This window comes from Brevibacillus sp. B_LB10_24, from assembly GCF_046036945.1.
Lineage (GTDB): Bacteria > Bacillota > Bacilli > Brevibacillales > Brevibacillaceae > Brevibacillus_C.
On the sequence record NZ_JBJQOQ010000060.1, the window covers coordinates 1 to 13,526 of the forward strand.

At 53.0% G+C, this 13,526-nt stretch carries 15 protein-coding genes; 4 read left to right on the forward strand and 11 right to left on the reverse strand.

Annotation, left to right across the window (positions count from 1 at the left end):
• Positions 1-124: 124 nt before the first annotated feature.
• Genes ACI7RC_RS27205 through kynU form a run of 3 tightly spaced genes read right to left on the reverse strand, consistent with a single transcriptional unit; the run spans position 125 to position 1,862 of the window.
• Positions 125-349, reverse strand: a complete 225-nt coding sequence (locus ACI7RC_RS27205; protein WP_408111298.1) for a hypothetical protein — start codon at positions 347-349, stop codon at positions 125-127.
• A 37-nt stretch (positions 350-386) separates the two neighbouring features.
• Positions 387-542, reverse strand: a complete 156-nt coding sequence (locus ACI7RC_RS27210) for a hypothetical protein (RefSeq protein WP_408111299.1) — start codon at positions 540-542, stop codon at positions 387-389.
• A 33-nt stretch (positions 543-575) separates the two neighbouring features.
• Positions 576-1,862 carry a kynureninase gene (gene kynU / locus ACI7RC_RS27215; protein WP_408111300.1) on the reverse strand — a complete coding sequence of 429 codons (1,287 nt, stop codon included), beginning with the start codon at positions 1,860-1,862 and terminating at the stop codon, positions 576-578.
• Positions 1,863-2,033: 171 nt separating this feature from the next.
• Here kynU and ACI7RC_RS27220 point away from each other — a divergent pair, with 171 nt between their 5' ends.
• Together ACI7RC_RS27220 and ACI7RC_RS27225 are read left to right on the forward strand one after the other, a co-directional pair.
• Positions 2,034-2,648, forward strand: a complete 615-nt coding sequence (locus tag ACI7RC_RS27220) for a TetR/AcrR family transcriptional regulator (protein ID WP_408111311.1) — start codon at positions 2,034-2,036, stop codon at positions 2,646-2,648.
• Positions 2,649-2,773: 125 nt separating this feature from the next.
• Positions 2,774-3,586: an MBL fold metallo-hydrolase gene (locus ACI7RC_RS27225; RefSeq protein ID WP_408111312.1), complete on the forward strand. Its 813-nt coding sequence runs from the start codon at positions 2,774-2,776 to the stop codon at positions 3,584-3,586.
• Between the two features lies 1 nt (position 3,587).
• On the opposite strand, the gene ACI7RC_RS27230 is transcribed toward ACI7RC_RS27225, so the two are convergent.
• Positions 3,588-4,292 carry a glycosyltransferase family 2 protein gene (locus ACI7RC_RS27230; protein ID WP_408111301.1) on the reverse strand — a complete coding sequence of 235 codons (705 nt, stop codon included), beginning with the start codon at positions 4,290-4,292 and terminating at the stop codon, positions 3,588-3,590.
• A gap of 145 nt (positions 4,293-4,437) precedes the next feature.
• On the opposite strand from ACI7RC_RS27230, the gene ACI7RC_RS27235 reads away from it, so the two are divergent.
• Positions 4,438-5,052 (forward strand): polysaccharide deacetylase family protein, encoded by a 615-nt coding sequence (locus ACI7RC_RS27235; RefSeq protein ID WP_408111302.1) that lies wholly within the window; start codon positions 4,438-4,440, stop codon positions 5,050-5,052.
• Entirely contained in the window at positions 5,049-5,198 is a 150-nt protein-coding gene (locus tag ACI7RC_RS27240) for a hypothetical protein (RefSeq protein WP_408111303.1), read from the forward strand. Before ACI7RC_RS27235 ends, ACI7RC_RS27240 begins: the two co-directional genes overlap by 4 nt.
• 91 nt (positions 5,199-5,289) lie before the next feature.
• Here ACI7RC_RS27240 and ACI7RC_RS27245 read toward each other — a convergent pair whose 3' ends face one another.
• The 7 genes from ACI7RC_RS27245 to ACI7RC_RS27275 all read right to left on the reverse strand — a co-directional run.
• On the reverse strand, positions 5,290-5,829 hold the full coding sequence (locus ACI7RC_RS27245; RefSeq protein WP_408111304.1) for a GNAT family N-acetyltransferase: 540 nt from the start codon (positions 5,827-5,829) through the stop codon (positions 5,290-5,292).
• A gap of 115 nt (positions 5,830-5,944) precedes the next feature.
• Complete coding sequence (locus ACI7RC_RS27250) at positions 5,945-7,108, reverse strand: mannitol-1-phosphate 5-dehydrogenase (RefSeq protein ID WP_408111305.1); 1,164 nt, start codon at positions 7,106-7,108, stop codon at positions 5,945-5,947.
• Between the two features lie 2 nt (positions 7,109-7,110).
• Positions 7,111-7,548 carry a PTS mannitol transporter subunit IIA gene (locus ACI7RC_RS27255; RefSeq protein ID WP_408111306.1) on the reverse strand — a complete coding sequence of 146 codons (438 nt, stop codon included), beginning with the start codon at positions 7,546-7,548 and terminating at the stop codon, positions 7,111-7,113.
• 3 nt (positions 7,549-7,551) lie between these two features.
• The gene (locus tag ACI7RC_RS27260; RefSeq protein WP_408111307.1) at positions 7,552-9,648 is read right to left on the reverse strand and encodes a BglG family transcription antiterminator; all 2,097 of its coding nucleotides are present in this window, start codon (positions 9,646-9,648) and stop codon (positions 7,552-7,554) included.
• Between the two features lie 64 nt (positions 9,649-9,712).
• Positions 9,713-11,137 (reverse strand): PTS mannitol transporter subunit IIBC, encoded by a 1,425-nt coding sequence (locus ACI7RC_RS27265; RefSeq protein WP_408111308.1) that lies wholly within the window; start codon positions 11,135-11,137, stop codon positions 9,713-9,715.
• A 192-nt stretch (positions 11,138-11,329) separates the two neighbouring features.
• Complete coding sequence (locus ACI7RC_RS27270) at positions 11,330-12,862, reverse strand: 2-isopropylmalate synthase (RefSeq protein ID WP_408111309.1); 1,533 nt, start codon at positions 12,860-12,862, stop codon at positions 11,330-11,332.
• Positions 12,863-13,116: 254 nt separating this feature from the next.
• On the reverse strand, positions 13,117-13,526 hold a 410-nt coding region (locus ACI7RC_RS27275; protein ID WP_408111310.1), incomplete at its 5' end, for an RNA-guided endonuclease TnpB family protein.

Genomic DNA, 13,526 nt, shown 5'->3' on the forward strand with positions numbered 1-13,526 from the left:
ACCTGCTTCGCTGAGGAAGGAGACTTCTGACGCAAGTTGTTAAAATCTGCAAATCATGTCGTAACCATTAAACAAAAGAGCAGAACCGCTCCCAAAATCGTTAAATAGGGAAAGCCGAGCATTCTCACCGGCAGTTGGCGCCCGCCCGTCTCCACCCATTTTTTCTGAAAAACAGATGAGAGATAATCACCATCAGCCAGGTAAACATCGCGCCAAACATGGAAATTCCCATCATCAATGCGTAGGATGAATCCGGGAGAACCGCGTTGATGCCCGCAGCAATCAAAATCCCCAGCGTAGATACGGCAAGGGCGCTGACGGAAACCCCTCTCCGATTGGTTTTTCCCAAGAAGGCAGGGCGTGATTACCCTGCGCTAATGAGAACATCATCCGCGTCGAAGCGTAAAGCCGCTGCCGAGGAACAATCCTGTCCCAATGGCACAGCCCATGGCAATCATCGTCAGCTGGCTTGTCTTCAAATCGCGCTTCAACCCATTCCTGCGCTCATTTTCATGTTCCAACCCGGTGTTGTTACGCGCCATATGTTCGTCTCCTTTTTACTTGAAAAGGTACGTCTACGAAACGACTTCCCGTTCATTAGGATACCGTTTGTACTGCTGCTCCGCCATGATTTTTTTAAGGGTTTGCACGACCTTCCAAACCTCCGTGTAGGAAGTATAGAGTGCGATCGGAGCAAGGCGAATGACGTTGGGTGCCCGGAAATCGGGAATCACGCCGTTTTGTTTCAGCGCTTTGCAAATGCGCGCAGCTTCTTCATGCTCAAGGCTGACATGACCTCCGCGGCGTACATCCTCTCTCGGTGTTCCGATCAATAGCCCGTAGTCTGCCAACTCGTGTTCAATGAGATTCATCAAGTACCGATTGATGTGCAGGGACTTTTGGCGAATCTGCTCCATGCCGGCTTCTGCAAACATCTGCAAGGAACCGATCAAAGGGGCCAGGCTTAGTACGTGCGGCGTTCCAATTTGATAGGCTCCCGCTGATTCGGCCGGCGTCAGCGTATGCTCCATGTCGAATTGCTTGTCTTTTCTGGATCCGAACCATCCAGCCAATCCGGGGCTCGTGCCAAAGTGTTTGCGATTCACGTATAAGCCGCCGACACTGCCAGGCCCGCCGTTTACGTATTTGTAATTGCACCAATAGGCAAAATCAACATCCCACTCACTGAGCGAATGCGGTATCGCTCCGACTGAATGGCATCCGTCAAATCCGATGAGAATGCCTCTTCGATGGGCTTCCGCCGTCAATCGCTGCATGTCCAGAAGTTGACCGCTGCGGTACAAAACGGTAGGCAGGATGATCAAAGCGATCTCATCGGTCATGGCGTCGATGATGTCTTCTTCCTCCAAAAATCGGCCGTCCCGGCTTTTTACGCGAATCAGATGGGTATCCGGGTCGTACCCATGGATGCGAAGCTGACTTTGCAGGGCATAGATATCAGACGGAAACGTAAGTTCATCTGCCAATATTTTAGTTCGTTTCCCTTGCGGCTGGTAAAACGTAGCGACAAGCTGATGCAAATTGACCGTCGTGGAACCGGTTACAATTACTTCTTCAGGAGATGCTCCTACCAGCGGTGCGCACAGTTCACCCAATCTCTCCGACAGGGCAAACCACGGATGATTCCCTTGGGTCCACCCATCGATGCCGTGTTCCCTCCAGTCGGCTACAGCTTCCATGAGCGTGCGTTCCGCTCTTTTCGAAAGCAGCCCTAAAGAATTCCCATCCATATAGATGGAATCCGGCTTTAGATAAAACTCTGCGCGAAAGCGCGAAAGGGTATCCGCTTTATCCAGCTGTTCTGCGTAATCCAACGTCGGTTGGAAGAAATCCGAAGCCATCATAATCCTCCCCTTTGCGGTCAATCTTTCATTCTGGGGACATCATAGCAATAAATATGACACGATGTCAATATTATTATTCATACAATTCATCCAAATGTAAATCTTTCATTTCCGCTGAAATCCTTATATGCTAGAAGATAATTCACTCGGGAGGAAGCAGACGTGAGTATGGAAAAAATCAAGGATCGGCGGCATTTGCGCTCTGCGGTGACCCGCCAAAAGCTGTTGGAAGCCGCAAAGGAAGTATTTCTGGAGGAGGGTTTTCAAAAAGCGACGATTTCCCAGATCATCAAAAAAGCCGATGTCGGGTATGGAACCGCCTATGTTCACTTTGAAGGCAAAGAGGATCTTTTAAGCGTACTGATGGAACATGTCATGGAGCAATTTTATGAGATAGCCGAGATCTCCTTCTTCCCGAAATCGAAAGCGGAAGCGGAGGAGATCATCCAAAAACAGACCAGCGCCTTTTTAAAAATGGCAGAGGCCGAACGAAAGATGCTGCAGCTCTTTGAACAGGCGATCGGCGTATCTGCTTTGATTTCCGAAAAATGGAAAATGATCCGTGAAAAGTTTATCCAGCGAATCTCCATGGACATTGCCTATTCACAGCAAAACGGGCTGGCAAGAACGGACGTCAACCATGAGCTTGTGGCCCGAGGCTGGTTTTTTACCAATGAAATGTACCTGTGGGAAATTGTTCGAAACGAACACCGCAGTTCTGTCGAAGAGATCGCCGAGACCATCACGACCCTGTACACGACAGGCCTTTATCCGGATCGTTAACGTGAGACATCCAGGATGTCAGGTACAAAACGGAAGCGGATGAAATGAGATAGAGTCGGGGAAAATAAAGGGAAAATGTTCATGCGGAGGGATCAGCCTTGACGGATCAACAGATGGAAGACACCATGAAAGACGTTTTTATCCCGATGACTTCAATCGCGAGCGGACTTGGACAGGAAGCGGCTGACGATCTTTACTGCCTGCCGATCCAGATCGTCAATATCAGCTTCGTCGGGAGGCCGGATCACTGGGTGCTGGTCGATGCCGGCATGCCGGGATCCGCTGACGATATACTCGCGGCCGCTCGGGAGCGCTTCGGTTCTGATGCTCGTCCCAAAGCCGTGATCTTGACCCATGGACACTTCGATCACGTCGGAGCCCTTGTTGATCTCGTCCGCCATTGGGACGTTCCCGTCTACGCCCATGAACAGGAACTGCCTTATCTGACTGGCCGGGCCGATTACCCGGAGCCGGACGGCAGCGTCGAAGGCGGCTTGCTGGCGAAAATAGCGCCGATCTACCCCAATCAAGGGATCGACCTTGGGGATCATGTACAGTCCCTCCCCGCCGACGGCAGCGTACCGGAGCTGCCCGATTGGAAATGGATTCACACCCCCGGCCATACGCCAGGGCACGTATCTTTTTTTCGGGAGCAAGACCGCTGCTTGATCGCGGGTGACGCCTTCATCACAGTCAGACAGGATTCGCTGTTCAAGGTCTTGGCGCAAACAGAGGAAATCAGTGGACCGCCGCGGTATTTAACGCCTGACTGGCCGGCCGCCTGGGATTCGGTGAAGCGGCTCGCAGCGCTGAGGCCTGAAGTTGCCGTAACAGGTCACGGTCTGCCTGCAGCAGGTGAATCGCTGGCAGCAGGTTTGGATAAGCTGGCCCGTGAATTCGATCGGACCGCCATTCCGGATTACGGTCGTTTCGTTTGAGTCATCCATCGCCCTGCGTTACAAATTTGAAAATGTTTTTGACGCGGGGAAATATCTTGACGTTGCCGGACAAAAGCGCGGAGTCGCTAATCCGCCAGGTGTGGTCCTGGGAGCCCCTCCTGCGGATGGCAATGAAATGACTCCGTCCGGCTGAGTATACGCTTAACCCTTGTGCCTTGCAATCCCGGCAAAATCTGCTGTCTTCTCCAACGGTCCGATCAGCGAAACGGACCTTGCTGAAGACATGCTTTTTTATCACCAAGGTAGCGCCAGGGAGTATCTCGACATATTGATTCTCCGCATCTGGAGAGCGAAGCACCAACAGCTTCTTTCCCTCCAGCCAGATGTAATGGGAAGACTTGCCGATGACGTCCGCATTCGTCCGTTCAAATACCCGCATGGCATCCGTCAAGTAAGCGGGAGAGTAGTAATCGTCATCGTCAAATTTTGCGATGTAGTCGTACTTCGATTGATCCACTCCGAAATTCAAGCACTTGCCCAGCGACATCTCCTTCGGCATTTGGTGTACGGATACGCCAGGCAGTCTTTTCGCAACTTTTCTATACAACTCGACCGGTGCGTGATCGTTGTGAACGATGATGATCAGCTCCTTCTTTTCCCAAAGCTGCCGATTGTAATTGAGAAAGATATTTTTGATGTACGCCGGTCGTTTTGTCACCGTGATGATGGAAACACCCTTATCCATTTTCCCCCCTCCTCTTCCGATGATCACTACATTCATATGTTGCGGCGTGGAGATTGTTCTACCGCATCCGTCCCTTGGAAAGACAGCCTTTTTTCGCTTATATATGAAGGTGAGATACGGAGTGCTGTTTGAGGGGAGGGTGTCTATGCTTGAAGGGAAAAGAATCGCCTACCTCACTTTCGACGACGGGCCGAACGAAGCGACTGAACTCATCCTCGATACACTGGCTCGCCACCAGGCGGAAGCTACTTTTTTCATGTTGGAGCCGCAGATTCGCCGCTTTCGGGACACAGCCCGCCGCATCATCCGCGACGGACATGCGGCAGGGCTGCACGGCGTCACCCATCGGGAGCATCAATTCTACGCCTCTGAGCGGTCCATTCTCCGAGAGCTGAACAAAACCCGCCGGACATTGCGGCGGGTCACCGGAAAGGCAGCTGTACTCGTCCGCACCCCTTACGGAAGCATTCCGCACATGAAGCCTTCTTATCTGGCAGCGGTGAGGCGTGCCGGTTATCAGTTGTGGGATTGGAACGTGGACAGTCTGGATTGGAAATATCGCGATGCCCGGTTCGTCGAGCACGTCATCAAAAGCGTAATCAATCGGGAAAAAGCGGCATCCCACACCCCTGTGGTCATCTTGCTGCACGACTTGCCTGAGACGGCCGGCCTGCTGCCGGAGATTGTCGGCTTTTTGAAGGAGCGGGGCTATCGGTTGAAAAGGCTGGAGCCTTGGCTGGAGCCGGTACGGATTAGATGAGCACCATACGGGCGATGATCGACGGATGTCTGATTCAGTGGTTGATGAGGAACCATGAGGAGCTTCACGAATTTTATCGCAATACTTGCTTCGAGGCCATCGCCAATTATCTGACCAATCCCTTGCCGCAAAGTTATGATCTGTAAAAATCAAAAACTGCCCCAAAAACCGACAATCCGGTTTGGGGACAGCTCTTTTTATGATCTGCCGAAGACTGCTCAATCGTTGCCAACCATCTTACTGGCTCAATTCCAACACTTCATCCGGATCGGCGACTACCCGGCCGTAGTATCGCTTGGAGCGGAAATTATGGATCTCTTCACAGGCCTTAGCCATCTTCTCCAGCACCGACTCTTGCGGCAAATCGGCATCCGGGCTCCAGTAATAAATCTTCATTTCGTACGTCTCGCCGCTGTCGCCTTCGCGCCGGTACTGAATCCGATCGGCTTTCTTAAAGCCGTTTTTCCGGTAAAAATTCACTCTCTTCACCGTGTCTTCATCTTCCCGATCGATCGGCTCCACTTCGAGCAGGATCGCCTTGCCTTTTTGTTTCATCCGGTTGAGGACCTTGGTGCCGATCCCTTGTCCCCTCGTTTCGGGGTTGATCAACAGGTAGTCGATGAAAATAAACGTTGGAAACTCCGCGTACAGCATGATGTATTCGTCTGTTTCTTCCTTGTGATAGACATCCTTGTCGTCAAGCAACGCCTGGATTTGGCGCGGATCCTTCATTTCGTGCTCAGGAAAATACTCGTTTAACCGTTCAAACCATTCCATGAAGATTCCTCCATCTTTCAGATGTACGGTTGATGGTTATAGCATTTCCTGATATGGACTGCCCTACTCGAAGTTGAAAACAGATCGCTTGCTACTAGGAAGACAAACTTAATCCTCATGCATTTTTAGCCTTCATTCGATGCAATGTATCTGCGCTTGACATGATCCATTCAAACAAGGGGGAGTCTTGTTCAATGCCGGTATATTGAGTAATCGTCTGCTCAAGCCCTCTGTCGCGAATGCTGGCCGCAAGCTCCTGTGCCTCTTGATCCTCCGGATAGTCAAAATACAGGGCGGCGGCGATTCCCGCTGCCAGATGAGTAGGTTGGAACTGGTACGCCAACGCCTGTCTCGCCGGACTCACCAGCCGGTCATCCGGGGAGAGCTTACGGAGCGGAGACCGTCCCACGCGGGTTACGGCATCCGATATCCGCGGATTTTCAAAGCGGTCGAGGATTTTTTGGATGTAGCGTACATGCTCTTCTGGATCAAAGCCGTGCTTTTTGACCAGCATCGCTCCTGTTTCCGCCAATGCCTCCCGTGCCGTCTGGGAGATATACTCATCGCGGATCGCCTGATCGATCGTTTCATAGCCGAGTACATACCCGAGATAAGCGATCATCGCATGCCCCGTGTTCACAGTAAAGAGTTTTCTCTCGATATACGGGGTCAGGTCGTCGACATAGGTGATACCGTTAATCGCCGGGACCGGCCCCTTGATCTGCGTTTGGTTGACGACCCACTCGTAAAACGGCTCGACGATGACGAAGAGCTTGTCGTCGTGCTGCTGGATCGGCACAATCCTGTCGACGGCGGCGTCGGGAAATCCGACCAACTCTTCCGCTGCCGCCCGCTCCTCTTCAGTGAGCGATTCCCAGACGTGCGCTTTCAGCTTCGTGCTCCCGCCAATCATGTTTTCGCAGGCGATGATATTGAAAGGACCCCGCCCTTCCTTGATCCGCAGGGAAATCCCCTTGGCGATCACCGGAGCGATATGGCGCAGGATATTCGGGCCGACAGCGGTCGTGAGCAGATCGGCCTGGGCGATGGCTTTCGCCGCCGCTTCCGCATCCTTGCCGTTTATCGCCCGCACCCCGGTGACAGCTGTGGTCTTTTCTCCCTCTTCTGCCAACTGGATGGTGTACTCCTGCCTCCGGTTGATCTCATTGACGATGTCGTCGTTCACATCGATAAAACAAAGCTCGTAACCTGCCTGGTGCAGCAGTTGTCCAATAAATCCCCGGCCGATGTTTCCTGCTCCGTACTGAATCGCCAGCACCGTTACTCCCCCTTTTCGAGGATTTCGATGATCTGCTCGGGCGTCGTGGCCTGCACCATCGCTTTGATGTTTTCTTCCTCCATGCAGACCTCGGCGAGCTTGGACAGAATCTCCAGATGTTCATCGCCGCGCCCGGCAATCCCGATGATCACGTAGGCGATATTTCCGTCTCCAAAGTCAACGCCGGAAGGCACCTGTACGATCGAAATCCCGGTCGTTTTGATCCATTGCTTCGAGTCGTTGGTGCCGTGGGGAATCGCTACGCCGTTACCCAAATAGGTGGTCAGCATCTCTTCGCGTTCCAGCATTTTCTCTATATATTCCGCTGTCACATGGCCTTTTTCGACCAGCAGTTTTCCCGCCAGCCGGATTGCTTCTCCCTTGTTTTCCACTGAGGCGTTCAGCATGATTTTGTCTGACGAAATGATGTTTTGTGCCATACTTCATTCCTCCACTCTTATCTTTTGTTGCAGATGGCCTTGCAATTTTTTGGCCAAATAGTCATGCATCGCTTTTGATTGACCGGAGCTGAACAGGCGTACCGCTTCTTCCTCGATGAAGAGCGAACTGATCTCGCTCAATACCTCCAGGCCTTCCTTGTCCAGCTTCTTTGGCCCGAGCAGGATCAGGATTGTCTTGACTTCGATCAGATGATTTTCCATGGAGCGAACGGGAACGCTGCCTGGAAGCTCAAATACGCCAAAAAAAGCCTCCCGGATATGCTCGCTGCGGCTGTGAAACAAAGCGAGCTGCGTTCCTGGAATCCCCAGACCGCCCAGCTTTTCCCTCTCCAGCAGCTGCTTGCTGACCTTCTGCCAATCCGCAATCGCTCCGATTTGCCCGAGCTGCCTGCAAATCTCTTCTACGGCGGTCTCTACATCATCAAAGGCGCGGGGGATCTTTTGGAAGCAAAATCGCTCCAACACGCCGAGCACATGGTCGAGGCTGGCTTTGAGCGAGTGCAATTGGCTGACGGCGTGTTCCGACCGGGCGGCTGCGACGCGTCCGGCCGGCGGCGGCTGCCTGCTCAGGCCTGCCAGATAACCCCTGATTTTTTGAATGTCTTCCTTGTTAAGCAATGGATTGACCAGGACGTAGTCATTGGCGATGCCGGAAAGCCGGATCGTGGAAATGATCAGATCGTATTCGCTTTTGGGAATGCTGCCCAGATCGAACAAGGAGACGTTGCGCAAGCCCTCGATCTCCGGGATTTCTTTTTTGATCCGGCTGGCCAGTATTTTCGACGAGCCGATCCCGCTTGAACAGACGATGAGGGCCCGGAACCGGGCCGTCTGCCGGTTCATCCGCTCCAGAGCAGCGCCAAAATGCATGACTAGATAGCCAATTTCTTCCTCCGGGACATCGAGGTCTTGAAATACCTGCCGGACGGCATCCCGCAATATGTCAAACAGATTGGCGTAATCTTCCTTGATTTGATCGAGCAGCGGGTTTCTGATCCGCATGCCCTGCCTCATCCGAAAAATCGCCGGCTCCATATGGGTCAAGAGGCCTTGGGCCAACGATTGGTCGTGTTCCAGCCGCACGCCCAGCTTTTCCTCGCAGAGCTCGATCAGCCGCTTGATCTTTGCCATCAGCTCTACGTTGTCGGACAAATAGGTATCCTGGTAGGAATTCCTCACCTTGGCGCCGCGCAGGTGCATGGCGATATAGCCAATCTCCTCCTTGGGAATCTCCATCTGCAGCATGCCTTCCAGACGGGCCAACATTTTTTCCGCCGCCTGGTACTCTTGTGTTCCGGAGAGCTGGTGCAGGTGTTCTTCGTGAAAGTGGATGTTTTCTCCCTTCTCCACCCGCTCGATCGCTAGCGCGAGGTGAATCACCAGCCCGATGAAGGCACTGTCTGCCAGGGGATAGGGCAATTCGCCCTCCAGATCGCGCAATGCGTTTTCGACGACAATCAATTTTTCTTTTTCGATGAGGCCGAGCACCCGTTCCGAAACGGAGTTGATCCGATGCTGTTTCTTCTGCTGGATCGTATCCTTGATCGCTGCAACCAGTTCGTACTCGTTGAGATTTTCCGAGATCAGGCTGGTGATGGCCAGTCTTTTTGCCGTCTCGCTGCCCTGCAGTTCAATGCCGTATCCCCTTCTTCTGACCAAGCGCATCCCGTATTGCCCGATCTTCTCTTCCAGCTCATCCAGATCGTGGCTCACCGTGGCTGTCGTCACCTTCAGGTCATAAGCGAGCGAGACCAGCTTGATTGGCTCGGCGGCTTCCAGCAGGCTGCATAAAATGACGATTTTTCGTTCGTTCGGCGTAAAGTCCTCCGCTGTCGTGCGAAAGAGATCCTCGCGCAGCCTCTCCTTATCCTCCGGCGCCCCCTCCAGCTGCACCCCGATCCCGATCTTTTTGACCAGGTCGAGGCGATAGCTTGCAAGCGCCTGGGTCAGCTCATCCAGCTCTCGATGGACGGTCCGCGTGCTCACGTCGATCTCTTCGGCAATCTCCCGGATGGTGATTTCATGCGGCGCTTCCAGCAGCTTTGCCAGAATCATCTTTTGTCTTGAGGAGAAACGCATGGTCATGACCCCTTCCGACAGAAAGAGTATACGCTAGTCTGTCACAAACTAGCGTAGGGTTTCCTTATTTTAGGCGCTCCACCAGCCGATCATACTCCGGGCTGCCCAGAAAGTTCTCAATCGAGATGTGCTCGGCGTGAGGAATCTTCTGCTTTGCGCGCTCTGTTAAATTTTTATGGGTAACCACGATGTCGGCATCGTCGGGAATTTCATTGATGGCCGTATTGGTAACCGTGATATCCAATCCGGCATCTTTGAATTTTTTCCGTAAGGTAGAGGCGCCCATCGCGCTCGAACCCATTCCGGCATCACAGGCAAAGACCACTTTGTTTACGGGCTTTGCCGGTTTGTCCGGAGCCGCAGCCGCAGCAGGTGCTTCCGCGCCTTTGTTCCCTTTGAGTTCTTTCATTTTGGCCGTCGCCTGCTCCAGATCGCCTTCTTCCACGTCTTGTTTGGATGTTTTTAACAACAAGGTCGCGATCAGGAAGGAAACGACTGCAGCTGTCAGCACGCCCGCCAATACCGGCAGAAGGCCGCCTTTTGGAGCCATTGCGATCAGCGCGAAGATGCTGCCCGGCGACGGAGGCGCCACCAGGCCCGCCCCCAACAGGGTGAAGGTAAATACCCCGGTCATTCCGCCTGCAATGACTGCCAGGAGCAGGCGCGGATTCATCAAGATGTACGGGAAGTAGATCTCGTGGATCCCGCCGAGGAAGTGGATGGCTATCGCACCCGAAGCCGATTGTTTTGCTGCTCCCCGGCCGACCAACGCGTAAGCGAGCAGAACCCCCAGACCAGGACCAGGGTTGGATTCCAGCATGAAGAAGATCGATTTGCCCGCATTGGCCGCTTGTTCCACACCCAGCGGACTCAAAATGCCGTGGTTAATTGCGTTGTTCAAGAACAGGACTTTCGCCGGCTCGATAAAGATGCTGGCAAGCGGCAGCAAGCCTGCATTGACGATAACCTGAACGCCGGCCGCCAGCACTTTGCTCAGCGCTTCCACAATCGGACCGATCGCGACGAAGGCGAGCAGGGTCAGCAGACCGCCGATAATCCCGGCCGAGAAGTTGTTGACGAGCATCTCGAAGCCAGAGCGGATCTTGCCTTCGATCGCCTGGTCAAACTTTTTGATGATCCAGCCTCCAAGCGGCCCCATCAACATGGCTCCCAGGAACATCGGGATATCGGCTCCGACAATCACCCCCATCGTAGCGATAGCCCCGACGACGCCGCCTCGCGTATCGTGAACCAGCTTACCGCCTGTATAACCAATCAACAGCGGCAGCAAGTACGTAATCATCGGGCTGACCAATTGGCCCAGATGTTCATTTGGTCTCCAGCCTGTCGGGATAAATAATGCGGTAATCAACCCCCAGGCAATAAAGGCTCCGATATTCGGCATGACCATACCGCTGAGGAAGCGGCCAAATTTCTGGATGCCGACACGAACGGAAGAATCCGCTTTCATTTGCGCATGTTCCGCCATGCTTAAAACCCCCTTTTGATGTTCTGATATCAATAGGATGAATCCTGCATGGCACAAATATATGCGTTTTCGATTATTGGTTCAACAAAATGAAAACACAATATCGTCACACCTCTAGTTGACAAAATTGCATATGGACATGAAAAGAAGGACTTCCGCTTGGGAAAGTCCCTCTAGAGACAGGCCGCACCATCAAACGGCGACCAAATCCAGGAGAACCGCATTCACACCGTTCAGGAAGGCGAGTGCGCTGGCTTTGATAATGTCCGTGTCCATCGCGCGTCCCGTGTAAATCTTGCCCTGATACTCGATGCGGATATTCACCCGGCCGATGGCATCTTTTCCTCTCGACAAGCTGTTGATCTTGTAGTCCTTGAGGTGCACATCCAGACCTACCAAATCCTTGATGGCGCTGTACAAGGCTTCAATCGGCCCTTCCCCGACGGCGCTGCCCTTCTTCGTCTCGTCGCCCTGTTTCAATTTGACGGTTGCCGTCGGATACAGATCATTGCTGACCACCTGGAAGGAGAGCAGTTCGTAGAGACGGCTGTTGCCGGCTTTAATCGTGCGGTGATTGGTCACCAGGTAAAACACATCGTGGTCGTACACTTCTTTTTTCGCGTCGGCCAATGCGAGGAATTTTTCAAACAACACCTCGAAGTCGGCAGCGTCGCTCGTGTCAAAGCCCAGCTTCTCTACGGCGTTTTTAAAGGCATGACGGCCGGAACGGGCGGTCAAGATCAACTCCATGCTCTCCGCGCCTACATCTTCAGGGGACATGATTTCATAGACCTGCCTGTCTTTCAAAAGGCCGTCCTGGTGGATGCCGGAAGAGTGGGCGAAGGCGTTCTCTCCGGTGATCGCCTTGTTCACCTGCACATCCAGTCCCGTCAAGTGGCTGACGAGCATGGAGGTTTTGAGCAGTTCTTTCGTATTGACGCCGGTGTGGCATTGGTAGTAGCTCTCCCGCACCTTGAGCGCCATCACCACTTCTTCCAGCGAGGCGTTGCCGGCCCGCTCCCCGAGTCCATTGATAGTGACTTCGATTTTATCCGCGCCGTTTTTGACCGCGGCCAGTGTATTGGCCGTTGCCATACCGAGGTCGTTATGGCAGTGAACGCTGAGGATCACATCGGGATTCAGGTTTTTCAACCGCTCGTTGAGCCGCCGTATCAGCTCGCCGTACTCTTCCGGCACTGCAAAGCCCACGGTATCCGGCACGTTGATCATGGTCGCGCCCGCTTTGACCACAGCTTCGATCGTCTTCCAGAGGTATTCAAAATCTGACCGCGATGCATCCTCTGTGGAGTACTGCACCTGCGGCAGCAAAGTCTTGGCGTACCTGACCGCATCGACGCCCATTTGCAGCACGTCATCCTTGGAGCGGCTGAACTTCTTCTCCACGTGGATGTTGGAAGTGCCAAGCACAATGTGAATGAGCGGGTCCGCGGCGTCTTTGATGCTTTCATAGACGGCGTCGATATCGCTTTTCACCGCTCTGGCCAGCGCCGTGATCGTCACGCTGTCGCCTACGCTGCGGGCGATCTCCTGTACAGCTTGAAAATCTCCCGCGGACGAGGCGGGGAAACCTGCTTCAATAATATCTACCCGAAGCCGCTTCAACTGCTGAGCGATCTCCAATTTTTGGTGCAAATTCAGCTTGGCTCCCGGCACCTGCTCGCCATCGCGCAAGGTTGTGTCAAAAACGATGATTTTACGGTTCATTCTCTTTTCCTCCCATACAAATATGAATGTAGATCTATCTTCAAGCGGGCTTGGGTGAACCTCCCCGACTTACTCGCTAACGCGAGTTGAAGTCGGGGTTTCTTACCATGGGCAACTTCATGTACCTTTTGTAGATAGGGATTTGCCCGATCTACTCCATATCCAAGTACGGGGTATCTGTGAAGTTGTCTTAGTAAGCAACCAATGTCTCTTTGAGACATCGGGGGCGGAACAGCCCATCTACTACTTCTTGCCTATGCAATCCGTAGATACTTTCTCTTGCTTTCTACATCAAAATGCAGGAATTCGCCATATAATACTTGGCTAAGGATATTCCTGGCTCCGTGCAGATCCCGATGCTCGCTGTACCCGCACCTACAGCGATAATTCCTGGAAGCGGTTTTGTTCCGCTTCCCGCAGACAGGACATGTCTGACTCGTATACGATTCATCTACGAGATGGAGTACGATCCCCTCTCGTTCCAGTTTATAAGTCAAATACTGCTTTACCTTGCCCGTGGACCAATTCGACAGCTTCTGCGCCTGCTTGCGATTCATGCGTTTTTTCTTACGTGTATTTCGCTGCACGCCTTCGACATCGCCCAGATGAACGTCCGACACCGACTGCTGGACGCACCAATCCACAAATTGCTTGGTGGTCTTGT